At 60.4% G+C, this 23,955-nt stretch carries 23 protein-coding genes and 2 tRNA genes; 9 read left to right on the plus strand and 16 right to left on the minus strand.

The genetic code is table 11. The annotated features are described in order from the left end of the window. The 11 genes from EL18_RS18125 to EL18_RS12375 form a co-directional block, all read right to left on the minus strand. A partial coding sequence (locus EL18_RS18125) for a hypothetical protein (protein ID WP_210165000.1) occupies positions 1–251 on the minus strand: 251 nt, incomplete at its 3' end. A 410-nt stretch (positions 252–661) separates the two neighbouring features. Then, positions 662–746 (minus strand) — tRNA-Leu (locus EL18_RS12330). A gap of 139 nt (positions 747–885) precedes the next feature. Further along, entirely contained in the window at positions 886–1,506 is a 621-nt protein-coding gene (locus EL18_RS12335; RefSeq protein ID WP_036484834.1) for a 2,3-bisphosphoglycerate-dependent phosphoglycerate mutase, read from the minus strand. A gap of 36 nt (positions 1,507–1,542) precedes the next feature. After that, on the minus strand, positions 1,543–2,358 hold the full coding sequence (gene dapB, locus EL18_RS12340) for a 4-hydroxy-tetrahydrodipicolinate reductase (protein ID WP_036484836.1): 816 nt from the start codon (positions 2,356–2,358) through the stop codon (positions 1,543–1,545). Between the two features lie 41 nt (positions 2,359–2,399). After that, positions 2,400–4,142, minus strand: coding sequence for an ABC transporter ATP-binding protein (locus tag EL18_RS12345; RefSeq protein ID WP_081871265.1), 1,743 nt, complete (start codon positions 4,140–4,142; stop codon positions 2,400–2,402). A 194-nt stretch (positions 4,143–4,336) separates the two neighbouring features. Beyond that, positions 4,337–5,365, minus strand: coding sequence for a glucokinase (locus EL18_RS12350; protein WP_036484840.1), 1,029 nt, complete (start codon positions 5,363–5,365; stop codon positions 4,337–4,339). Positions 5,366–5,375: 10 nt separating this feature from the next. Beyond that, positions 5,376–5,792, minus strand: a complete 417-nt coding sequence (locus EL18_RS12355; protein WP_036484842.1) for a methylglyoxal synthase — start codon at positions 5,790–5,792, stop codon at positions 5,376–5,378. A gap of 133 nt (positions 5,793–5,925) precedes the next feature. After that, positions 5,926–6,957 carry a penicillin-insensitive murein endopeptidase gene (gene mepA / locus EL18_RS12360; RefSeq protein ID WP_036484844.1) on the minus strand — a complete coding sequence of 344 codons (1,032 nt, stop codon included), beginning with the start codon at positions 6,955–6,957 and terminating at the stop codon, positions 5,926–5,928. Positions 6,958–7,024: 67 nt separating this feature from the next. Further along, positions 7,025–7,891, minus strand: a complete 867-nt coding sequence (locus EL18_RS12365; RefSeq protein WP_036484846.1) for an SDR family oxidoreductase — start codon at positions 7,889–7,891, stop codon at positions 7,025–7,027. Then, positions 7,888–9,024: a tRNA epoxyqueuosine(34) reductase QueG gene (gene queG / locus EL18_RS12370; protein ID WP_036484848.1), complete on the minus strand. Its 1,137-nt coding sequence runs from the start codon at positions 9,022–9,024 to the stop codon at positions 7,888–7,890. The genes EL18_RS12365 and queG overlap by 4 nt, the downstream gene beginning before the upstream one ends. Positions 9,025–9,026: 2 nt before the next feature. Next, positions 9,027–9,719 carry a glutathione S-transferase family protein gene (locus tag EL18_RS12375; protein WP_036486300.1) on the minus strand — a complete coding sequence of 231 codons (693 nt, stop codon included), beginning with the start codon at positions 9,717–9,719 and terminating at the stop codon, positions 9,027–9,029. Between the two features lie 139 nt (positions 9,720–9,858). Between EL18_RS12375 and EL18_RS12380 the strand changes: the two genes are divergently transcribed. Continuing rightward, positions 9,859–10,665: an undecaprenyl-diphosphate phosphatase gene (locus tag EL18_RS12380; RefSeq protein WP_036484851.1), complete on the plus strand. Its 807-nt coding sequence runs from the start codon at positions 9,859–9,861 to the stop codon at positions 10,663–10,665. Here the strand turns inward: EL18_RS12380 and EL18_RS12385 are convergent. Then, entirely contained in the window at positions 10,662–11,426 is a 765-nt protein-coding gene (locus EL18_RS12385; protein ID WP_036484853.1) for a sulfite exporter TauE/SafE family protein, read from the minus strand. The genes EL18_RS12380 and EL18_RS12385 overlap by 4 nt on opposite strands. Positions 11,427–11,435: 9 nt before the next feature. Beyond that, complete coding sequence (locus EL18_RS12390) at positions 11,436–12,407, minus strand: complex I NDUFA9 subunit family protein (protein ID WP_036484855.1); 972 nt, start codon at positions 12,405–12,407, stop codon at positions 11,436–11,438. A 232-nt stretch (positions 12,408–12,639) separates the two neighbouring features. On the opposite strand from EL18_RS12390, the gene gyrB reads away from it, so the two are divergent. The 3 genes from gyrB (at position 12,640) to EL18_RS12405 (ending at position 16,323) form a co-directional block, all read left to right on the plus strand. Continuing rightward, entirely contained in the window at positions 12,640–15,087 is a 2,448-nt protein-coding gene (gene gyrB / locus EL18_RS12395; RefSeq protein WP_036484857.1) for a DNA topoisomerase (ATP-hydrolyzing) subunit B, read from the plus strand. A 132-nt stretch (positions 15,088–15,219) separates the two neighbouring features. Then, entirely contained in the window at positions 15,220–15,708 is a 489-nt protein-coding gene (locus tag EL18_RS12400) for a pyridoxamine 5'-phosphate oxidase family protein (protein ID WP_036484859.1), read from the plus strand. Between the two features lie 105 nt (positions 15,709–15,813). Next, a complete protein-coding gene (locus tag EL18_RS12405; RefSeq protein ID WP_036484861.1) occupies positions 15,814–16,323 on the plus strand; it encodes a hypothetical protein in 510 nt (169 codons plus the stop codon). Here EL18_RS12405 and EL18_RS12410 read toward each other — a convergent pair. Further along, positions 16,314–16,892, minus strand: a complete 579-nt coding sequence (locus EL18_RS12410; RefSeq protein WP_036484864.1) for a transglycosylase SLT domain-containing protein — start codon at positions 16,890–16,892, stop codon at positions 16,314–16,316. The two genes, EL18_RS12405 and EL18_RS12410, sit on opposite strands and share 10 nt — an antisense overlap. 287 nt (positions 16,893–17,179) lie before the next feature. Between EL18_RS12410 and EL18_RS17845 the strand changes: the two genes are divergently transcribed. Beyond that, a complete protein-coding gene (locus EL18_RS17845; protein ID WP_152553055.1) occupies positions 17,180–18,058 on the plus strand; it encodes a hypothetical protein in 879 nt (292 codons plus the stop codon). A 354-nt stretch (positions 18,059–18,412) separates the two neighbouring features. On the opposite strand, the gene EL18_RS12415 is transcribed toward EL18_RS17845, so the two are convergent. Both EL18_RS12415 and EL18_RS12420 read right to left on the minus strand, forming a co-directional pair. Then, a tRNA-Ala gene (locus tag EL18_RS12415) sits at positions 18,413–18,488 on the minus strand. Positions 18,489–18,633: 145 nt separating this feature from the next. Next, positions 18,634–19,020 carry a TIGR02300 family protein gene (locus EL18_RS12420; RefSeq protein WP_036484867.1) on the minus strand — a complete coding sequence of 129 codons (387 nt, stop codon included), beginning with the start codon at positions 19,018–19,020 and terminating at the stop codon, positions 18,634–18,636. 262 nt (positions 19,021–19,282) lie between these two features. Between EL18_RS12420 and aroA the strand changes: the two genes are divergently transcribed. From aroA to rpsA, 4 genes are all read left to right on the plus strand, one after another. After that, positions 19,283–20,635 (plus strand): 3-phosphoshikimate 1-carboxyvinyltransferase, encoded by a 1,353-nt coding sequence (gene aroA, locus EL18_RS12425; protein WP_036484870.1) that lies wholly within the window; start codon positions 19,283–19,285, stop codon positions 20,633–20,635. Then, on the plus strand, positions 20,632–21,336 hold the full coding sequence (locus EL18_RS12430; RefSeq protein ID WP_036484872.1) for an SDR family oxidoreductase: 705 nt from the start codon (positions 20,632–20,634) through the stop codon (positions 21,334–21,336). The genes aroA and EL18_RS12430 overlap by 4 nt, the downstream gene beginning before the upstream one ends. 2 nt (positions 21,337–21,338) lie before the next feature. After that, positions 21,339–21,995 (plus strand): (d)CMP kinase, encoded by a 657-nt coding sequence (gene cmk, locus EL18_RS12435; protein WP_036484877.1) that lies wholly within the window; start codon positions 21,339–21,341, stop codon positions 21,993–21,995. A 140-nt stretch (positions 21,996–22,135) separates the two neighbouring features. Beyond that, positions 22,136–23,842 (plus strand): 30S ribosomal protein S1, encoded by a 1,707-nt coding sequence (gene rpsA / locus EL18_RS12440; protein ID WP_036484884.1) that lies wholly within the window; start codon positions 22,136–22,138, stop codon positions 23,840–23,842. Positions 23,843–23,955 lie beyond the last annotated feature (113 nt).

Below are 23,955 nucleotides of genomic sequence, written 5' to 3' on the forward strand. Positions count from 1 at the left end.
GCGCCGCTCTGAATTTGAAACCAACTCAGTGGCGAACCCCAGCACTCGCTGCTGGCGCCGCCCGCCTCGTTGGTGAGCGGTGTATAGCCCCACCCAGCCGAAACTGTCAACGACCAAATCCAACTTTTTTGAACTTTTTGCGACGCGGAAATGCGACCTTCATGTTTACTACGCATTTGCGGCTTTTCTTCACGTAGCGACAGTACCAGGGAGTTCGGAAAATGAATCCGGATCAATGGGTTATGACCCATGATCGCTATGGCTCTGCTGCCGCAACCGGGGTTTGGCAACGGGTCAGAACACGATCTGACAGGGTCGCGGTTCTAAAGCTGCTTCTGAGGTCGATGACTTGAACCGTTGAACGGGTGGTCGGGAGAATGCAGCGGCTCATACAAGGTGCGCGCATAACCCGGTGACGGTGCCGCAAGCCCATATCCGCTCCGGTGCAGTTTGGACACGGAGAGGAGTGCTGTCATGCCGGGAAGGAGAACGTCCACCGCAAGCTTGCAAGCTTCCCCTGGCCCCGAATACCGAGGTGCAAAGCATCGGCGATGCGCCACGCGCGTGATCGGATCGGTGTAGAGTTCGCTTTGCAAATCGAGGGGAGAAAACGCTGCCGCGGTAGCCGGCAGGTGCCACATGTTCTGATCAAGAGAAGATGTGGTGCCCAGGAGAGGACTCGAACCTCCACGCCTCGCGGCACACGGACCTGAACCGTGCGCGTCTACCAATTCCGCCACCTGGGCTAGGTGCGCAGCCGATGTATGCGGACTGGCTGCTTCTGTCAACGCGGGAAATCGCAAAAAAGGAAGATTTGCCGCCTGTCGCCAGAGATGCCGGGCTTCCGGTTCAAACCATGAAGCCCGGCACGGGTTCGTCCGGCAATCAGCCCTTGAGGATTTCCGAGCTTGCGACCGTCGCATCGGCATTGAGGCGGTAGATCGCCGGAACGCCCGTGGCGATCTCCTTCTTCACGATCTCTTCACCCGACAGATTGTCCAGCACCATGACCAGCGAACGCAGGGAATTGCCGTGAGCTGCGACCAGAACGGTCTGACCACGCAGCACGCGCGGCAGGATCTCGTTGATGTAGTAGGGCCAGACGCGCGCGCCGGTATCTTTCAGGCTTTCGCCTCCGGGCGGGGGCGTGTCATAGGAGCGGCGCCAGATATGGACCTGTTCCTCACCCCATTTCTCGCGCGCGTCATCCTTGTTGAGCCCGGCGAGATCGCCATAGTCGCGCTCGTTGAGTGCCTCGTCGCGGATCGTTTCCAGACCTTCTTGGCCGAGCTCCTTGAGGATGTGGTCGCAGGTGACCTGCGCACGCGAGAGGACCGATGTGAAGGCGATGTCGGGCTTGAAGCCCTTTTCGCGCAGGAGGCGGCCGGCATTGCGTGCTTCCTCGTGGCCCTTCTCGGTCAGGCCCGGATCGCGCCAGCCGGTGAAAAGGTTCTTGAGGTTCCATTCGCTCTGGCCGTGACGGACCAGGATCAGCGTTCCCGACATCTATATTTCCCTTCCTTCGAATGAAATGACTCTGAGTTAAAGGCCAAGCACATCGCGCATCGTGTAAAGACCCGGCTTGCGGCCATGCGCCCATATGGCAGCCGCGACCGCGCCACGGGCGAAGATCGCGCGATCTTCGGCCTGATGAGAAAGCGTGATGCGTTCGCCCGTACCGGCGAGAATGACGGAATGCTCGCCCACGACCGAACCACCACGCAAGGTGGCAAAGCCGATGGAGCCGGTTTCCCGCGGCCCGGTCTGGCCGTCGCGCACGCGCACGGAATTGTCTTGAAGATCAATGGCCCGCCCCCTGGCTGCTGCTTCACCCAGAAGCAAGGCGGTACCCGAGGGTGCATCAACCTTGTGACGGTGATGCATTTCCAGAACCTCGATATCGAAATCTTCAGGCGAGAGTGCCTTCGCCGCCTGCTCGACCAGGATGGAGAGCAGGTTCACGCCGAGGCTCATATTGCCGGATTTCACGATGGTGGCGTGGCGCGCTGCCGTCTCGATGCGCGCGTCATCCTCCGCCGTGCAGCCGGTCGTGCCGATGACATGAGCAATGCGTGCCTGTGCGGCATAACCTGCAAAGGTGACGGTGGCTGCAGGCGAGGTGAAGTCGAGGACGCCGTCAGCCTTGGCAAAGGCTGCGAGCGGATCATCGGTGATGGCGACATCGAGGGGGCCGACGCCGGCCAGTTCACCAGCATCACGGCCGAGTGCCGGAGCGCCTTCGCGCTCTACCGCGGCCACAAGCCGAACGCCTCTGGTTTCGGCCACGGTGCGGATGAGGGTTTGGCCCATGCGTCCTGCGGCACCGACCACTACCAATCCCATATCGCTCACGGTCATCTGTCTCCCCTTGCGAACCGCGACTTGCGGCTCAGCCTTGTTCAATCCTCAGGCGTCTTGTTGTCCAGCAGGTTCTCGCCGCGCTGGCGCTGCATTCGGTGGAAACGTGCGTACACACCATTTTCCTGCGCGACCAGATTGCCATGCGTACCCTCTTCCACCAGTCGCCCCTCTTCGAGCACGACTATATGATCCGCATTGACGACGGTGGACAGGCGGTGAGCGATGACGAGCGTGGTGCGCCCCTGCATCACGCGCTCAAGCGCCTCCTGCACCTTGGCTTCCGACTCGTTGTCGAGCGCAGATGTCGCCTCGTCCAGAAGCAGGATGGGCGCGTTGCGCACGATGGCGCGAGCAATCGAGATGCGCTGGCGCTGGCCGCCGGAAAGATTGGCACCGTTCTCGCCAACAAGCGTGTCGTAGCCACCCTCTTGGGCGAGGATAAATTCCTCGGCATTGGCAAGGCGTGCTGCATCCTCGATCTCGGCATCGCTCGCATCTACCCGTCCATAGCGGATATTGTCACGGATCGTGCCTTCGAAGAGATAGGGATGCTGCGAGACATAGGCGATCTGAGAGCGCAGCGAGTGCTTGGTGACGCCCGCGACATCCTGGCCATCAATCAGAATGCTACCCCGGTCGACGTCGTAGAAGCGCTGCAGCAGCGCGAAGAGCGTCGACTTTCCCGCACCCGACGGGCCAACGATTGCGGTGGTGCGCCCTGCCTTCGCCTTGAAGCTCACACCATTGAGGATGGGGCTCTCGGCTGAGTATGAAAAATGGACGTCCTCGAAGCTGACATCGCCTTCTCGCACTTCAAGGGCCACTGCATCCGCTGCGTCACGCTGCTGCGGCTCCAGATCGAGCACTTCATAGATCATGCGTGCATTAACGAGTGAGCGTTCGATATTGACCTGCGTGCGGGACAGGCGGCGCACCGGGTCGTAGGCCAGAAGCAGGGCCGTGATGAAGGACATGACTGCACCGGGCGGCTCGGCGCTTTGTGCCGCACGCCAGGAGGCGTAGCCGATAACGGCCGCGATGGCGATGCCGGCCAGCATCTCGGTGATCGGTGCCATGCGCTCGGAGACGCGGGCTATCTTGTTTGAACGGCCTTCCGCATCATGGACGAGCTGGGCGATCTTGGCCGACAGGACGTTCTCCATGGTGAAGGCCTTGATGACAGCGATGCCCTGTACCGATTCCTGCATGGCGCCAAGCAGCCGGGAGTTGATCTCGACCGATTCACGCGTGACCCGGCGCAAGCGACGCATCAGGTAGTTCACCGCTATGCCGATGGGCGGCCCCATGACAAAGGCCATGAGTGAAAGCAGCGGGTCGGCCCAGACCATGACGGCAACAAGGCCGATCAGCGTGACGAGGTCGCGCCCGATGGCGGCAACCGTCAGATTGAGCAGGTCGCGAATGCCGGTCACGTTCTGGCTGATCTGGGCTGCCAACTGCCCCGAACGGGCGTTGGTAAAATAGGGCATGCCCAGCTTCATCAGGTGGTCGAACAGGCGCTGCTGGTAGCGGGCGACGATATTGTTGCCGATACGGGCAAGGAACACGGCCTGGCCGTAGGTTGCAAATCCGCGCAGGGTAAAGGCGAAGACGATGCCGCCGCAGATCCAGGGCACGAGTTCCCAGCGCTGCTCGTAAAAGAGATCATCGATGATGTAGCGCATGATCCATGCGCTGAAGGCGGTCGTGCCGGCGAGGATGAGCATGCAGGCAATGGCCCAGCCGTACAGGCCGAAATAGTCACGGCCATTTTCCGACATGACCCGCCGGATGACCGCTACGACATCTCCGGGTTCGAAATCGTGCTTTCGCTTCCTGCCGAACAAATATCCGCTCTCATCGTGACGGCCCGTCAGGCCGCAAGGCTGCAATGCCAGCGCTATGCCCTATCGCGTTCGAGCTTGCAATGGGAGCCCTTGCGGCTCGCCAGCCTCCCTGCGCCGTCGCGGCAGGATCAACCTGCCTTCCAGCGGCGTCCTGCCGTTTCCACGCCAAAGCGTGCCGGCGTTCTTGCATAGGCGGCAATGCCGGTGAGCGCTGCCAGTGGGTGGGTGATGACGAAGACCGGCATCTGTTCGACATATGCGCTGTGGGGCGCCTTGTCTTCGAATGCCGCACGGAAATGCCCGTTCTTCAATGCAGGCACGATCTTCTGCGCGATTCCGCCGGTGAGGAAGACGCCGCCGCGACTCATGAATACAAGACCAAGATCGCCGGCAAGTCGTCCAAGATAGGTGCAGAAGAGATCGAGGGTCTCGGCGGCACCCGCATCCTGGCCGGAAAGGCCTGCCCCGGTTATCTCGGCCGGGTCGGAGAATTTCGGTTCCTGTCCGTCTGCAGCGCAAAGTGCGCGATAGAGATTGACCAAGCCGCGTCCGCACAGGATCTGCTCGGCCGAAATCCGGCCCTCGATCTTCTCCAGATGCGGGAAAATCTGGTGGTCACGTTCCGTGCGCGGTCCGAGATCAACATGACCACCCTCGCCGGGGACGGGTATCCAGGTGCGACGCGCATGAACAAGACCGGCAACGCCCAGCCCCGTGCCCGGCCCGAGCACGACGCGGCTTCCGGTGGTTTCCGCCTCGCCACCGCCGATCTGTTCGAGATGCTCTTCGCCGAGCGCCACAACAGCCAGCGCCTGAGCCTCGAAGTCGTTCAAGACGACGACGTCTCGAATACCCATCTTCTCCATCATCTGGCGCGGGCGAACGACCCAGTCGCAATTGGTCAGGTCGATCTCGTCGCCATCGACCGGGCCGGCCACGGCCAGAACGGCGGAGCGTGGCAGGATATTCGTGTGGTCGAGGATGGCCGTCTGGATGGCCTCGTCGATCGTTTCATAGTCCGCAGTCTGCACGACCGGGAACTCGCGAGGCTCGGCGTAGGAATCCACGACGATCGCAAAGCGGGCATTCGTGCCACCGATATCACCGATCAGGATCGGGAATTCCAGCACCATGTCTTGGTCATTGGGATAAGGCATAGTCGCTCGATCAGGCTCCCTCGTTCGAGTCTTTCCATCCGGCACCCGCCTCATCCAGATTGCGGACGAGGATTTGCGCGGTCTTTTCGTTCAGCGCCATCGGTACGTCATAGACGATGGCAAGGCGCATCAGGGCCTTGACGTCGACATCATGAGGCATCGCGGTCAGCGGGTCGACAAAGAAGATGACGAGGTCGACCTCGCGCTCGGCGATGAGTGCACCGATCTGCTGGTCGCCCCCGAGCGGACCGCTTTTCAGGCGCAGAATATCCAGCCCCGGACATGCCTCGGCAATTCGTCCGCCGGTTGTTCCGGTCGCAACAAGGTCGCAGGCATTCAGGAATGTCCGATGCTTCACGGCGAAGGCAACAAGGTCGTCCTTCTTCTGGTCATGCGCGATCAATGCGATCCGGCGTTTCCTCGGCATGGCTTTCCTCGTTGCGGTATTAAATCGGTTGAAGTCTATAGAGGACGCTTGTGAATATGAAAAGACGGTCGGAAAATGAAAAAAGGGTACGGCCGTTGCCGCACCCTTTTCCATCGGATCATGATGTTGCAGATCACGGCCTGGGTGAGGGTATCGGAACCTCGCCCGAGCTCAACCTCCTTAGAACTTCCGACGGGTCGAACCGCTCGACTGCCGTTGCCCGCGCGGCATTTGCCGGGATGATGCCTGGGCGATCAACGGTCACGGCAGCTTCGGATGCTGGCGCAGGCGCACCGAGAACGATACGGCAGGCATTTGGCAGAGCGGCCATGGTCATGACATCGCGAGCCCGTGGCTTCTGCGGCTTGTCCTTCGGTGCCGGCTTCCATGGTTCATCCGTGAACCACCATGCCAGAGACTGATCGCAGCCGGTACCGCGAGGCGGGGGAGACTGCGGTTTGCAATTGGGCGAATCTGCCGGGCAACCGATGCGGATATGCACATGGTAGTGATGACCCCAATAGGGGCGTACCTTGCGCAGCCAGGACCGGTCGCCGGTGACCGTATCGCAAAGCTTCTTCTTTATGCCCGGATGGACCAGAAGACGCTCGACATTGCCGTAGCTCGCAGCGTTACGCAGCAGCGCTTCATGAGCCTTGGTCCACTTCCTGTCATCGACATAAAGCGTTCCGTTCTTCAACATGGAGATGGCGCTGACATTCTCCCGCTCGGCATCGGTGAAGCGGCGGTTCGGCATCGGGGTCAGCCAGATATCGGCATCAAGACCGATCTGGTGGGATGCATGACCGGTAAGCATGGGGCCACCGCGCGGCTGTGAGAGGTCGCCGACAAGAAGACCGTTCCAGCCGTCGCGATTGGCATCCTCCGACAGGCGTGTAAGCACCTTGATCAATTCCGGATGGCCCCAGCGTCGATTTCGCGAAAGACGCATGGCCTGCCAATGCGGACCGTCCTTCGCCATGGCCAGACCGCCGGAAAAGCAGCCCTTGGAATAAAAGCCATGCGAAGCGGGTTCGATAGCGGCAGGCAGGTTCTTGGAGCCGAAAAGGTCCTTCGCCAATGGCTCTGCATTTGCGTTGAAAGAGAATGCAACAGACGCGGCAACACTCGCGCCAAGTAAGGATTTACTCAAATATTTCCACATCTTCCCACTCCGGGTTGTGGTGATTGAAAACGCCGCCAGTATAGCATGTTTCGTGGCAGATGCGTGATCATGCGCCCTCTTCGGTAAACAGGGCTTTGAGGCCTGCGCGATAATCAGGATAGGCGAAGCGGTAGCCCGCGCCCTTCAGATGGCGGTTCGAGACGCGCTTGCACTCTCCATAAAAGGAGCGGCCCAACGGACTCAGCGGCGCCTCGTCAAAAGGTATTTCCGGGGGCGGAGCCATGCCCAGAAGTGAAGCGGCAAAGGCAATCACGTCCTGCGGTGGCGCAGGCTCGTCATCTGCCACATTGAACACGCCGCTGGCGCGCATCTGCATCAGATGCAGCGCGGCCCCTGCGATATCTTCCACGTGAATGCGGTTGAAAACCTGCCCAGGCTTGATGATCCGCCGCGCCTTGCCGCTGCGCAGGCTGTCCAGCGCGCTGCGACCGGGGCCGTAGATGCCCGCGAGGCGCAATATGGCAAGCGGCAGCTTCTTCTGCATTGCATAGGTCTGCCAGGCCTGCTCCGCTGCAAGGCGCTGACGGGAGCGGTCGGAAACCGGACGGCACTCGGCATTCTCGTCGATCCACGCGCCAGCATGATCGCCATAAACCCCCACTGTTGAAAGATAACAAAGCCAGGAGGCTGCCTTCAATTGAACACTGGCAGCCTCGAGATCCTGCAGCAGCGGATCGCCTGAAGCGTTCGGAGCGACGGATACAAAAATGGCGTGCGCCGATTCGAGCGCTGAGTGAAGGTCTTCCGACAGCCCCTGCCCTGCCTCGTGGAGGAGGGGTTCGATGCCCATGTCACGAAGCACTGCAGCCTTTTCCCGGCTGCGGGTCGTGCCCTGTATCGTCGTAACCGCGGGCAATGCGCGCGCAATGGCGCGGGCGGAATAGCCGGCGCCTAAAAGCAGGACGCGCTTCATGCGGCAGCTCCAGCCATTTTCCATTCCTCCAGGACCATTGCGTCTTCCTCGTTCTGCATGGCGGCCAGGGCTCGAATATTCTCCGCCGAGATCAGGCGCGACAAGGCCCATACCGCCGCACCGCGTATCTGCGCGTCTTCATCCTGCAACAGTGCCTCGCATTGCGGGACAAGGCGAGGATCCTCGGAATTGCCTGCCGCGATCAGAACGTTGCGTACAAAGCGCCCGCGCCCGATGCGCTTTACCGGTGATCCTGAAAAGCGCATGCGGAATGCAGCGTCATCCAGCTCCAGCAACTCTGCCAGTGCCGGCGCCTTCAGGTCGTCTCTTGCCTGCAGCTTCGCCTCCGAGGCTTCCTGCGCGAACTTGTTCCACGGACAGACGGCCAGACAGTCATCACAGCCATAGATCCGGTTGCCCATGGCGGCGCGGAACTCGTGCGGGATCGGACCCTTGTGCTCGATGGTGAGGTAGGAAATGCAGCGCCGGGCATCGATCTGGTACGGCGCGGGAAACGCATTGGTCGGGCAGATGTCGAGGCAGGCGCGGCAGGAGCCACAATGATCGCGCTCCGGCTGGTCGGGTGCAAGTTGCGCTGTCGTGAAAATCGAGCCGAGAAACAGCCAGGAACCGAATTCGCGGCTGACGAGATTGGTGTGCTTGCCCTGCCACCCAAGACCTGCGGCTGCCGCAAGCGGCTTTTCCATGACCGGTGCGGTGTCGACGAAAACCTTCACGTCTTCGCCCGCATGGGCAGCGATCTGACCTGCCACCTGCTTAAGCTTGCCCTTGATGACATCATGATAGTCGCGATTGCGCGCATAGACGGAAATCGCCGCGCGATCCTTTTGCTCCAGAAGGTCGAGCGGATTCTCATCCGGCCCATAATTCATGCCGAGCATGATGATCGAGCGTACATCCTGCCAGAGATTGCGGGGGCGGGCCCGGCGCTCTTCCGTCTCCGCCATCCACTCCATCGTGCCGTGACGGCCTGCCTCGATGAAACGGCGCAGGCGCTCGGGCGTGTGGGGTGCGGCGTCGGGCGTGGTGAAGGCCACCACGTCGAAGCCCGCTGCACGCGCCTTCTCCTCTACGAAAGCACGAAGCCGGTCGGCTGGCGCCCCGGCACCCATGATCAGAAATCCAGGTCTGCGTAGTGGGAGGCAGGCGCAAGGCCGCGCACGCGGTCGGCAAGTATCGCCCGGAAGGAGGGTCGCGACTTCATGCGGCTGTACCAGTCGCGCGCAGCCTCGTATTCGCCCCAGCGGATCTCGCCGAGATAGTCGAGGATCGACAACGATGCGGCAGCGGCGATGTCGGCGTAGCTCATGCGTGGCCCGGCCAGCCAGTCGCGCGAGGCGGCAAGCCAGTTGGTGTATTTCATGTGCTGGGCGATGTTCGCGCGTGCGGCACGAATGGCACCCGAATCCGGTGCTCCGCCGCCTTGCGCGCCCGCCATCATGGGCTTGAGTGCCCGTTCGCGCACCAGATGACGTGTCACATCTCCGTCAGTCTTGACGAGGTACCAGTCGACGAGGCGCCGGATTTCCGCACGCTGGATGGAATCCTCCGCCATGAGGCGCTTGTCCCGCTTGTAGGCCCCGCGGGTCTCGTCGAGATATTCGCCAATGACCGTGGCACCGACAATCGGATGATCGCCTTCGGCCAGGAGGACGGGAATGGTGCCTGCCGGATTGAGCGAGAGGAACTCCCTGCGCCGCATCCAAGGGCGCTCCTCGATCAGTGCGAGTTCGTCTCCATATTCGCCGCAGGTAATGCGTACGAAACGGCACGAGGCATAAAGTGGATGATGAAACAGCGTCAGCATGAGCGATGCACTATGGGAAACCTCTGGCCATTTCATGGCCTGATGGGTATTTCTCGAATCTTTCCCGTCCTGCGGGTGTCTCATCCGCTATAGGGGCAGTTTCCAACCCTGACAAGCAATCCGACATAAAGGATGTATCGTGGCCGACCAGACAATCGCTCAGGCGCTGGTGCTTGGAATTCTTGAAGGACTGACCGAGTTCATACCCGTATCCTCGACCGGCCACATCCTGCTGGCGGGACATTTTCTGGGCTTCGAGTCCACGGGGAAAGCCTTCGAGGTACTCATCCAGCTTGGTGCCATTCTGGCGATCCTGAGCGTTTATGCGGCGCGCCTGTGGCGCATTCTCATCGACTTTCCAAAAGATGAGAACACGCGGCGCTTCGTCTTCGGCGTGCTTCTGGCCTTCCTGCCTGCAGCCGTGATCGGCGTGCTTGCCTACAAGATCATCAAGACGGTGTTGTTCGAAACGCCGATGCTGATCTGCATCATGCTGATCCTGGGCGGGTTCGTGCTGCTTTGGGTTGACCGCTGGGCACGCAGCCCTCGCTATCACGACATCACGAAATTCCCTCTGTCCATGTATTTCAAGATCGGGCTTTTCCAGTGCCTCTCGATGATACCGGGGACATCGCGCTCCGGCTCGACCATAGTGGGCGGCCTTCTTCTGGGCGCGGACAAGCGAGCGGCGGCGGAATTTTCCTTCTTCCTGGCCATGCCAACAATGGCCGGCGCCTTCGTCTATGATCTCTACAAGAACCACGAGATCCTGAGTGCTGCTGACGTCAAGATCATCGGCGTGGGTTTCGTTGCGGCGTTCTTTGCAGCCGTGCTCGTGGTGCGCTGGTTGCTTGGCTATGTCTCGCGCCGCGGCTATTCGCTGTTTGGCTGGTGGCGCATCATTGTCGGCACGCTCGGCATGATCGGGCTTCTGGTGCTCGGCTAGAAGAAGCCCGTCAGGCCGCGGCGCAAAAGATCGACTGCCAGGATCGTCAGCCCGATCCTGAACCAGCGGCGGAAGGTCTCTTCCGGCAGGCGGTGCAGAAGCCGTGTTCCATAGATCGTGCCGAGATAGCCCGACAGGATCATGGCCGCCAGAAACGGTATCCATGAAAAGAAGGCGAAGCCCGCGGCGGCAAAAGCCAGTACCTTGAAACCGTGCTGCACGGTCATGCCGGCGGCATGGGTGGCCACGACGGCCTTGCGATCATCCGGAATGATCTGCGCGAAGACGGCGGCCAGAAGCGGGCCTGTTGCACCCACAAACATGCCGGCAAGGGCAACAAGCGTGCTGCCGATGGTCAGACCCGCATGGCCGAGTTGCGCCACGCCGGGGATCTTCGACCAGGTGACGACCAGCACGAACAGGCCGAGCACGACCTTCAGCACCGCGTCGGGCAGCTGCACCACGAACCAGGCCCCGATGGCAGCGCCCAGCAGGCTGCCGATCACGAAGGGCCGTGCAATGTCATAGCGGATATTCTCCCGCTGATGCCAGGCGCGTCCGGTGTTGGAGCCGAGCTGAATGACGCCGTGCACGGGAATGAGCGCGGCAACGGGTATGAAAAGCCCCAGAAGCACCAGCATGGAAACGCCGCCGCCGATGCCGAAGCTTGCCGTCAGTGCGGAAGTGAAGAAGCTGGCGAAAACCAGGATAGCTGCGGGCACAAGCCCCAGCCCGTCGGGCAGCAGCGCCAGCGCCTCCAAAGGTCAGCCTCAGTATTGAGGCTGGGTGAACTGCCCCTGGGGGCGATAGCTCCACAGATAAGTCGGCAGGATCGCGCCGACGGAGTGCTGCGGAATGCCGAGCCCTTCCAGTGTCAGGCCCTTCTTGCGTGCTTCGTCGGAGACAATATTGTCGCTTTCGAGCAGCTTGACCTGATCGAGTGTCAGAGGCGGCTTGGGCAGGATACCCAGAACTCGTCCCTGGACGCGAGCCAGTGACCACGGAATGCTGACCAGCACGCGCTTGCGGTTGATGACCTCAAGCATCTCTTCCATGCAGTCGCGGAAAGTCAGGACCTGCGGCCCGCCAAGCTCATAGATCGCGCCTGGCTTCAACTGACCATCAACCGAACGGACAAATGCCTCTGCCACATCGCCGACATAGACCGGCTGGAACCGGGTGTGTCCGCCGCCAATGAGCGGCAGGAATGGCGAGAAGCGCGCCATGTTGGCGAAACGGTTGAAGAAACCGTCTTCCGGTCCGAACACGATGGACGGACGCAGGATGACCGCCTTCTTGTCCACTTCGAGAACGGCCCGCTCTCCTGCCGCTTTCGTGCGACCATATTCGGCCGGCGAATCCGCGTCCGCCCCGATGGCAGACATGTGGGTGATGCGCGCTCCAGCAGCTTTCGCAGCTTCGGCAACGGCGCGTGCGCCTTCCGCCTGCACGGACGAGAAGGTCTGGCGACCGCTTTCATGCAGGATGCCCACGAGATTGATGACGTGATCGGCGCCTTCCACCGCGCGGTCGATGGACCAGCGCTTGCGCAGATTCGCCTGCATGGCGTGGACCTGCCCCACATTGCCGAGCGGCATCAGATGAATGGCCGTATGCGGATTGCGGCAGGCGACGCGCACGCGATAACCGCGTTTCGCCAATGCCTGCACGACATAGCGCCCGATAAAGCCAGACCCGCCGAAAACGGTGACAAGCTTGGGTTTTTCGCTAATGGTCGCCATGTCGCTGAACACCTCTTCTACCAGTCTTGGGGCTACATAATCGCTTTCGCGCCAAAGGCAAAGGCTTCATCGACGCAAACGAGGCGCTGCAAGCCTGTTTCATCCCCAGCGCTGATGCCGGGAAAACTTGGAAAAAGGGCGTCCAGCCCCTATATATTTGACAGTTACGCTCTGCTGATTCGGCGAGCTTCACCAATTGCCCAAAGCGGCGCCTTCACAACGAAAGATTTTGATGAGCGACACGCCCGAAACACTCCCCGGCGAACAGGCTGAATACGGCGCAGATTCCATCAAGGTCCTCAAGGGCCTGGATGCGGTGCGCAAGCGGCCTGGCATGTATATCGGCGACACGGATGACGGCTCCGGCCTTCATCACATGGTCTATGAGGTGGTGGACAATGCCATCGATGAGGCGCTTGCCGGACATGCGACGCTGGTGACGGTGACGCTCAATGCCGACGGTTCCTGTTCGGTGACCGACAATGGTCGCGGCATTCCAACCGACATGCATTCCGGCGAAGGCATGTCGGCAGCCGAGGTCATCATGACCCAGCTCCATGCGGGCGGGAAGTTCGACCAGAATTCCTACAAGGTGTCGGGCGGTCTGCACGGCGTGGGCGTTTCGGTGGTGAATGCGCTTTCAAGCTGGCTGAAGCTGAAGATCAAGCGCAAGGGCAAGGTTCACGAGATGAGCTTTACCCATGGCGTTTCGGATGCACCGCTTGCGGTCACCGGTGATGCGGGTGACGAGACCGGTACGGAAGTCACCTTCCTGCCATCGACCGAAACCTTCACCATGACCGAGTTCGATTACGGTACGCTTGAGCATCGCCTGCGCGAGCTCGCCTTCCTGAATTCGGGGGTGCGCATCCTGTTGACCGACAACCGCCATGCGGATGTGAAGTCGCAGGAATTTCTCTACGAAGGCGGCATCGAGGAGTTTGTCAAATATCTCGACCGCTCAAAGAAGCCGCTGATCGACAACCCGATCGCCATTGGCGGCGAGAAGGACGGGATCACGGTTGAAGTGGCCATGTGGTGGAACGATTCCTACCACGAGAATGTGCTGTGCTTCACCAACAACATCCCGCAGCGCGATGGCGGTACGCATATGGCCGGTTTCCGCGGCGCACTGACGCGTCAGGTCACCTCCTATGCCGACAAGTCCGGCCTGACCAAGAAGGAGAAGGTTTCGCTGACCGGTGACGATTGCCGCGAAGGCCTGACCGCCGTTCTCTCGGTGAAGGTACCGGACCCGAAATTCTCGTCACAGACCAAGGACAAGCTGGTTTCCTCCGAGGTTCGCCCGGTCGTGGAAAGTCTCGTCAACGAGGCGCTCGGCACTTGGCTTGAAGAACATCCGAACGAAGCGAAGACGCTGATCGGCAAGGTGGTGGAAGCGGCTGCAGCCCGCGAAGCAGCGCGCCGTGCGCGCGAACTGACGCGCCGCAAGGGCGTGCTCGACATCACCTCGCTGCCCGGCAAGCTGGCGGACTGCCAGGAGCGCGATCCGGCGAAGTCCGAACTCTTCATCGTCGAGGGTGACTCGGCTGGTGGCTCGGCAAAATCCGGCCGCTCGCGCAAGAACCAGGCGATCCTGCCGCTGCGCGGCAAGATTCTGAATGTGGAACGCGCGCGCTTCGACCGCATGCTCTCCTCGGACATGATCGGTACGCTGATCACCGCACTTGGCACAGGCATCGGCAAGGATGAGTTCAACGCCGACAAGCTGCGCTATCACAAGATCATCATCATGACGGACGCCGACGTCGACGGCGCCCATATCCGCACGCTTCTCCTGACATTCTTCTTCCGTCAGATGCCGGAGCTGATCGAGCGCGGTCACCTCTACATCGCGCAGCCGCCACTCTACAAGGTCACGCGCGGAAAGTCGGTTCAGTACATCAAGGACGAGGCGGCATTCGAGGAATTCCTGATCGATTCCGGCCTGCAGGAAGCATCTCTCGCGCTTTCGACCGGCGAGGTTCGCTCGGGCCAGGATCTGAAGCAGGTGATCGAGGATGCGCGTGGCGTGCGCGCGCTCATCAACGGTCTGCATACGCGCTATGACCGCTCCGTGGTCGAGCAGGCAGCGATTGCCGGTGCGCTGAATGCTGCCGTTCTGGCAGACCCGGCACGCGCCGGCGATGCTGCTGCCCATGTGGCCGAGCGTCTCGACATGATTTCGGAAGAGACCGAGCGCGGCTGGGAAGGCCGTATCAATCCGTCCAATGAAGGCTCGGGCGGCTATCTCTTCGAGCGCACAGTACGCGGCGTGCGAGAGGCGCATGTGCTGGACTCCGCCCTTATCGGTTCTGCGGATGCACGCGCCATCGACCGCTATGCACCGCGGCTGCAGGAAGTCTACGAGAAGCAGCCCGTGCTCAAGCGCAGTGACAAGTCGGATATCATTTCCGGCCCCATGTCGTTGCTTGACGCTGTCTTCGCAACAGGTCGCAAGGGCCTGACCATGCAGCGTTACAAAGGGCTGGGCGAGATGAATGCCGAGCAGCTTTGGGAAACCACGCTCGACCCGAATGCGCGCTCGCTGCTTCAGGTGAAGGTGAACGATGCGACCGATGCAGACTCGCTCTTCTCGCGCCTGATGGGCGACGAGGTGGAGCCGCGTCGCGAATTCATCCAGGACAATGCGCTGTCGGTAGCCAATCTCGACGTCTAGGCGTCACTGACATTGCTGAATGCACAGCGGGAGAGCCATCGGCTCTCCCGTTTCCGTTTCGCCTGCTGCGACCGGAACAAAGCTTCCGCGCTGCCCGTTGCGCAAGCAAGCTTTCCAAGACGGAGTAGGTTCATGACTACGCACAAAGACATCGCCCATGTCTGGGACATGGTGGAGAATATCGGAATTTGCATGCTCGTCAGCCGTGAGGGCGAAGTCATGCGCTCTCGCCCCATGGCCGCTTATTTTGATCGGGAGGAGGAGATGCTCTACTTCCTCACCGATGTCGCAAGCCACAAGGACGAGGAAATCGCGCGCAATCCGCATGTGACGCTGGCCTTCGCGGACACATCCAAGCAGGATTATGTCTCGCTTACGGGGCTTGCCGAGATTTCCAATGACCGCGAGAAGATCCGCGAGCTTTGGGCGACACCGGCCAAAGCCTGGTGGGACAGCCCTGACGATCCTTCAATCCGTGTGTTGAAGATCACGCCGCAGGACGCGCAATATTGGGACGGTCCGGGCACAGCCGTTGCCTATTTCAAGATGGCTGCCGCAGCCTTCACAAGCGCCAAACCCGATCTGGGCGAAAGCCGGAAGGTCGATTTCAAGGGCCACTAGCCTCACGCAGTCAGTATCACGTCAGGAGTCGTTGCTGCTCCAAGCAGCGGCTCTTGTCGTTTTACGGGTCCGGGCAGACAATGCTGCCTCCTTCGGGAGGTACCGATGCGCTGGAAGTGGACCGAATGGCATGTGCTGGGAGCGCTTGTTGCGATACTTGCCGCGCTCTTCGCTGCTGGATGGCTGACGCGCAACGATCCCGCGGACCAACCGCCCATTGCCATAGCCGGCGGCGGATTCGTCTTCAATTATCGTGAGGCCGAAGCATATTTCGGTTTTCAGGCGCAGGTCATGCGGCCCTTGCCGGCTGGCTCCATACTGGAAGCCCGTTTCGAGGATCCGGCTGGCGGCGATGATCATGTCGTCTGGGAGCGGCTGAGTGCCAGAACGCGACACTACGCCCTGCGGTCACCACCGCTCACCGGAATAAGGGCCCATCAGCCCTATCGGGTGGCGATACGGGTACTGGATCGCACCCGCAGCGACGTGGTTTTTGAGACCATGCGCAGCTATCAAAGCTCAATTCCGAGCGCGGCACTCCCCGAGCAACCGCTCACCATCGGGCCAGGCTATCATCGAAACCCGGCCGCCCGACAAAGCGGTCCTCAACGGTAGCCGCAGGAGGCCATCTGGGATGCATAGCGTTGTGCGACCGCAGCCATCTTTGCCGCTGAGTTCTTCATGCCCGCATTGCTTTGCCAGACACCGCGCGCATATCCGCCATGACCCGCATAATAAGCGAGGTAGAGGCTGTAGGCATCGTTGAGCGGAATACCGTTCTTGCGGTGGCTTTCGGAATGATACCAGCCGATGAAGCGGACTGCGTCACCGAAATCGCTGCGCCTTGCACCATAGCGTCCGGTCTTTCGGCGATATTCGTCCCAGGTGCCATCCAGCGCCTGTGCATAGCCATAGGCCGTAGAAATCCTCTTGCCCGGTATGAAGCCCAGGATCTTGCGGCGCGGCGGACGCGCGCGGGCGCGGAAGGTCGATTCCTTGTAGATGGTAGCCATCAGGATCGGCACCGGAACGCCATATTCGCGCTCGACGCTTTTGGCCTCACGATACCAGTTGTTGATCCATCCGCCCTTCTGGCTGAATACGGAACAGACATTGTCCGCACGCGTGGGCGCAGTGGCGCAACCCGCCAGCGCGAGGAGACAAGCCAGGATTAGGATACGCATTACTCACCTGCCAAACAGAGACCCGACGCCTCCCGCCGCCCTAGCGCAGATTCCATGCGTATTTGATTTAGATTTTGCTAACGGTTGCATTATCCACAGGCGGAAAGCGCGTAGGTTTAACTAGCACTTAACCCTAATGAACCCATAGCCGTCGCGTTAAGCGAGTGACGGTTAGCGCGCCGGGAGACACCGAAAGAACTTGGTTCCACAGCGGCAGGGACGTGTGAACCTAGGCGGTCAATAACAAGTCTTGCGCTTATGGTTTGCTACAACGGAGGTAGGTCATCATGAGACGTAAAAACTTATCAGAGGCCGACAAGCGCTACATCATTGCTCAATCGGGGGGGTGCTGCAACAATTGCCGAAAGCGGCTCTTTCGCGAAAATTCTTTTGGAGAAAGGGTACGCCTTGGAGATGATGCTCATATAGTGGCTGCATCTGACGCGGGACCACGTGGAGCAAGTCATCTAGATGCGTCAGCAAGGTCTTCGTCGGAAAACATGCTGCTACTTTGCAAGAACTGTCACGCAGAGATTGATCAACAGCCGCAACTATTCACCGTTGAACGGCTGCTGAAAATTCGAGAGCGGCACTATTCGTGGATTGACCACTGTTTGGGTCAACCGCTAACGAAACGCCCGAAATTCCACTACTTATCCTATATCAATGTTCCGCGTGCTGATATGTACGCAGCTGCCCAGTCTTTGTCTCTACCCCAAGCTTCACTAAACGGGGCAGAAAGCATAAGCGATTTAGGTATTGACGCTGGACGCCTGATGTACCGCTATGTCAGCGTATTAAACCATGACGTCCTATTCGCTAATGAACTTTCGCACGAAACATCTATAGAAGACATCGACGTCGGCCAGTACTGGTATACTCCGAATTCCGCATTCCGCAGCAAGAATATCTTAAGGCGGTATAGTGAGGCGGTTCCAACAGCTTGGAACCGACAAGAATGTGTCATCTATCGGAAGGTGAACGACTGGCGCCTCGTATGCTTGATCGACCCGCGATGGATTACAACTACAACCGCTTGGGCTACACTAAGCTCTGGAAGCTTCCAATCCGCTGCGCTGGTACATGTAGCATCGATTGATGCCGCACAGAAAACGGTGCTGGCATCACCTATATTTCTTGGCGCACCTGAAGCCTTGAGGCTGTAATGCGAAAGCGTGACAGAATCGCGTTGGCTTATTTCGAGGCTGTCGCAATCACTGAAGGGCAGACTTGGCCCAATCACTATTGGTATAGCTCGATCACCAACTGCGACGTCTGCTCAAAACCTATGGGAACCGAACGCTTCATGATCGATGGCCCTGCGGAGAGCGGGCCAAATGCGCGTTGGGGCAACATGTGCGTAGTGTGCGCGCATCGCTATGCCCGTGTAATAGATTGGGGAAGGGCTCAACTATATGAAAAAGACGCAGCAGGGCACTGGAAACTAATATCAGGAGGGCCACCACAATAAGTTGGCCAATAACCGTAAACCCACCCACAATCTCAGAATTAATTCGAAATGGTGGAGCCAAGGGGAGTCGAACCCCTGACCTCTACAATGCCATTGTAGCGCTCTCCCAACTGAGCTATGGCCCCACGCGTGGCCCTTGCGGGCCTTAGAGGTCGCCGGACTTGCGCCCGGTTCGATGGCGGCTTCTAAACCCGCTTTCCGGTTAAATCAAGCGGGTTGGGAAGTTTTTTCACCGACCGCATCCGCCATGGCTGCGGTCGGCGCGGGAAATCAGCTTTCCTCGTCGTCGTCGCCGACATTGATGATGCCGGAAACGTCGTCGTCGTCCTCTTCCTCGTCTTCGAGGAAGGCATCGTTGTCGTCGTCGCCGAGATCGACATCGTCGTCGTCATCGTCAAGGTCGGGCAGGTCGGTCGAGCCCTTGCTGCTCGCCTCCTCGTCGGCATCTTCCAGAGACACGACTTCCGCGCCTTCGGTCTCTGCTTCCTCGTCATCGACTTCCGGCTCGTCCTTGGACATATCGGAGACATCTTCGAAGAAGCTCAGCGGATAGCTCTTGCCCGTATAGGGAGAGACGATCGGATCCTTGTTCAGATCGTAAAACTTACGGCCCGTCTCTGGGCAAATGCGTTTTGTGCCAAGTTCAGCTTTAGCCACCGTGCTGCCTCATCTTTTCCGCCAACAGGCCCGCCGCTTCTGCCAGTCTGTCTCTTGCAGAACAGCGGCAAGGCGGGAGAAATCTCGCTCTTCGCTTTTCGGTCCCATAACCACAGAAGCAGCGACTGTCAAAGCATAATGAGGTGCATTTGTCAGGCTTTTTGCCAAGCCTTTCTGCAGCGTCTGCTCCAAGGGATGACCTTGCGAAAGACGCATGCTAAGTGAGCGCCAGCTCAATCACGTTCACAGTGGTCCCAGATTCATGCATTCCAGCACACCCTCCCCCGCCCTTTCCAGAAGATCCGAAGCTCTCAAGGGAAGCGTGCGCGTCCCCGGCGACAAGTCGATCTCGCATCGCGCCTTCATGTTTGGCGGTCTGGCTTCGGGCGAGACGCGCATCACCGGCCTTCTGGAGGGCGAGGACGTGCTGCGCACCGGCGATGCCATGAAGGCCATGGGTGCCAAAATTGCGCGCGATGGCAATGAGTGGGTGGTGCAGGGCACCGGCAATGGCTGCCTGTTGCAGCCGGAGGCACCGCTCGATTTCGGCAATGCGGGCACCGGCGTGCGCCTGACCATGGGCCTGGTCGGCACCTATGACATGGAAACCCGCTTCATTGGCGATGCCTCACTTTCGCGTCGCCCGATGGGGCGCGTGCTCAACCCGCTGCGCGAAATGGGCGTGCAGGTGGTGGCCGCGGAAGAAAGCGACCGCCTGCCGATCACGCTGCGTGGACCGCAACGCGCGGCGCCCATTTCCTACCGCGTGCCGATGCCTTCCGCGCAGGTGAAGTCGGCCGTCCTGATCGCCGCACTCAACACGCCGGGCATCACCACGGTGATCGAGCCGGTGATGACGCGCGATCATACGGAAAAGATGCTGACGGGCTTTGGCGCGTCGCTGGAGGTCGAGACCGATGGGGAAGGCGTGCGCCATATCCGCATCGAGGGCGAGCCGAAGCTGACGGGCCAGGTGATCGACGTGCCGGGCGACCCGTCCTCCGCCGGTTTCCCGCTGGTGGCCGCACTCATCGTGCCAGGTTCGGATGTGGTTATAGAGAATGCGCTGATGAACCCGACGCGTACCGGCCTCATCCTGACATTGCAGGAGATGGGCGCTTCCATCGAGATCATGAATGCGCGCAAGGCGGGCGGCGAGGATGTTGCCGATCTGCGCGTGCGCCATTCGGACTTGAAAGGTGTCACTGTTCCCGCCGATCGGGCGCCCAGCATGATCGACGAATATCCGGTTCTGGCCATGGCAGCAGCTTTCGCGGAAGGCGAGACGGTCATGGAAGGTCTGGAAGAATTGCGCGTGAAGGAATCGGACCGTCTTTCAGCGGTTGCTGACGGCCTCAAGGCCAATGGCGTGGACTGCACCGAGGGCGAAAGCACGCTTTCAGTGCGCGGCGTGCCGGGCGGCAAGGGGCTTGGTGGCGGCACGGTTGCCACGCATCTCGACCACCGCATTGCCATGAGCTTCCTCGTTCTGGGACTTGCCACCGAGAAGCCGGTGACAATCGACGACAGTGCGATGATTGCAACCAGCTTCCCTGAATTCATGGATCTGATGACGGGGCTCGGCGCACAGATCGAGAAGGAGGCTGCCGAATGAGCACGGACAAGGTCGCAGCAATCATCGGCGGCGGCAGCGGCATGGGCGCGGCGGCGGCGCGCAAATTGGCCGAAAACGGCTATCGGGTCGCCGTCATGTCATCGTCGGGCAAAGGCGAGGCGCTGGGCAAGGAACTTGGCGGCTTCGGCTTCACCGGCTCCAACCGTGACCCGGAAGCGCTGAAAGCCTTCATTGACGGCACGATGGAGCGCTATGGCCGGATCGACGCGCTGGTGAATGGTGCGGGCCATGGGCCGAAGGGGCCGGTGCTGGAGATCTCCGACGACGAGTGGCACGAGGGGATGGAGGTCTATCTCCTCAATGTCATTCGCGCCACACGGCTCGTCACGCCGATCATGCAGGCGCAGAAGGCGGGCTCGATCGTCAACATCTCCACCTATGCGCTGTTCGAACCGGAGGAGATGTTCCCGACATCGGGCGTCTTCCGCGCGGGGCTTGCCGGCTTCACCAAGCTTTTCTGCGACAAATATGCGGGCGACAATCTGCGCATGAACAATGTGCTGCCGGGCTTCATCGACTCTCTTCCGGAAAAGGAAGAGCGCCGCTCGCGCATTCCCATGGGCCGCTATGGCACGGCGGAAGAGGTGGCCGAGCTGATCCTGTTTCTGGCCTCGGAGAAATCCTCCTACATCACCGGGCAGAATATCCGCATCGATGGCGGCATCACGAGGTCTGTCTGAAGATGGCGGGAGCAGAAAAGCCACTCGCCATTGCCATTGACGGGCCTGCGGCTTCCGGCAAGGGCACGCTTTCGCGAAGGCTTGCGGCGGAATTCGGCCTGCGGCATCTCGATACCGGGCTGACCTATCGCGGCGTTGCCAAGGCGCTCATCGACCAGGGCCTGCCGCTTGATGACGAGGACATTGCCGAGAAGGCCGCTCTTGAACTTGATCTGGGCGGGCTTGATCGCACCGTCCTTGCCGAGCACGGGATTGGCGAGGCGGCATCCAGGGTGGCAGTCATGCCGCGGGTGCGCCGGGCGCTGGTGGAGAAGCAGAAGCAGTTTGCCGCAGCCATGCCGGGCGCTGTTCTGGATGGGCGCGACATCGGCACCGTGGTGTGCCCCGATGCGCCGGTGAAGCTTTACGTGACGGCCAGTGCCGAAGTGCGCGCCGAACGCCGTTTCAGGGAGATCGTCTCCAATGGCGGTGAGGCGACCTATGAGCAGGTTCTGGAGGATGTGAAGCGGCGTGATGCGCGTGACATGGGGCGCGCGGACAGCCCTTTGCGGCCCGCACCCGACGCGCACTTGCTAGATACGAGCGAAATGGATATAGAAACGGCGTTTCTTGAAGCACGCGCATTCGTTGAGAAGGCACTGGCTGACGGAAACGACTGAAAACCGGCCTGCCCTTATCCTTCGCGCCGGAATTGCCGCCCTTGATGGACGGCCAGAGCAACAGCTCGGATGACCGGCAGGCCCCAACGCAACGCAAACCACCGGCGCAGCCCCGCAAATGGGGCATATCAGGAGCTTCAATGTCAGAATTCAATCCGTCCCGCGACGATTTCGCGAGCCTGCTCGAAGAGTCGTTCTCCGCGAACGAGGCTGTCGAGGGTACCGTCGTCAAGGGCACCGTTACGGCCATCGAAAAGGACATGGCCATCATCGATGTGGGTCTCAAGGTCGAAGGCCGCGTGCCGCTGAAGGAATTCGGCGCCAAGGCAAAAGACGGCGAGATGAAGGTCGGCGACCAGGTCGAGGTCTATGTCGAGCGCATCGAGAACGCACTTGGCGAAGCCATGCTGTCGCGCGAGAAGGCTCGCCGCGAAGAGAGCTGGGTCAAGCTGGAAGTCAAGTTCAACAATGGCGAGCGCGTCGAAGGCGTCATCTTCAACCAGGTCAAGGGTGGCTTCACCGTCGATCTGGATGGTGCCGTGGCCTTCCTGCCGCGCAGCCAGGTGGACATCCGTCCGATCCGCGACGTTTCCCCGCTGATGCACACGCCGCAGCCGTTCGAAATCCTCAAGATGGACAAGCGCCGCGGCAATATCGTCGTTTCGCGCCGTACCGTTCTTGAAGAGAGCCGTGCAGAGCAGCGCTCCGAGATCGTCCAGAACCTCGAAGAGGGTCAGGTGGTCGAGGGTGTCGTCAAGAACATCACCGATTACGGAGCGTTCGTTGACCTCGGCGGCATTGACGGCCTGCTGCATGTCACCGACATGGCATGGCGCCGCGTGAACCACCCGACGGAGATCCTGAATATCGGCCAGACGGTCAAGGTTCAGATCATCCGCATCAACCAGGAAACGCACCGCATCTCGCTGGGTATGAAGCAGCTCGAGGCCGACCCGTGGGAAGGCATTGGCGGCAAGTACCCGCTTGGCAAGAAGGTTGCCGGCCGCGTGACCAACATCACCGACTACGGCGCATTCGTCGAGCTGGAGCCGGGCATCGAAGGCCTGATCCACGTTTCGGAAATGTCCTGGACGAAGAAGAACGTTCACCCCGGCAAGATCCTGTCCACCACGCAGGAAGTCGAAGTGGTCGTTCTGGAAGTCGATCCGGTCAAGCGCCGCATCTCGCTCGGTCTCAAGCAGACGCTGGAGAATCCGTGGGAGGCATTCGCCCGCAACCATCCGTCCGGCTCCGTCGTCGAAGGCGAAGTCAAGAACAAGACCGAGTTTGGTCTGTTCATCGGCCTGGAAGGCGATGTCGACGGCATGGTGCACCTCTCCGACCTCGACTGGACGCGTCCGGGCGAGCAGGTCATCGAGGAGTACAATCGCGGCGACATGGTGAAGGCGCAGGTTCTCGACGTCGATGTCGAGAAGGAGCGCATTTCGCTGGGCATCAAGCAGCTTGGTCCTGACGCGGTTGGCGATGCGGTTGCATCGGGCGACCTGCGCAAGGGTGCTGTCGTGACCTGTGAAGTGACCGAAGTGAAGGACGGCGGCCTCGAAGTCCGTCTCGTCGATCACGAAGTCGAAAGCTTCATCAAGCGTTCCGACCTGTCGCGTGACCGTGACGAGCAGCGCCCGGAGCGTTTCTCCGTCGGCCAGCGCGTGGACGCCCGCGTCACCATGTTCGACAAGAAGACGCGCAAGCTCAACGTCTCCATCAAGGCGCTTGAGATCGCGGAAGAGAAGGAAGCCGTCGCACAGTTCGGCTCCACCGATTCCGGCGCATCGCTTGGCGACATCCTTGGCGCAGCGCTCAAGAACAAGGGCGGCGACGACGAGTAATCGTCAAGCTTCCATTGCTTTTGCAATCAGCCCCTGCGGGAGTAATCTCGCAGGGGTTTTTTCATGGCCGTTTTATTTTAAAGCGCCCGTTTCGGGCACGCATTTTCAGACTA

The sequence above is a fragment of the Nitratireductor basaltis genome (assembly GCF_000733725.1).
In the GTDB taxonomy this organism is placed as follows: domain Bacteria; phylum Pseudomonadota; class Alphaproteobacteria; order Rhizobiales; family Rhizobiaceae; genus Chelativorans; species Chelativorans basaltis.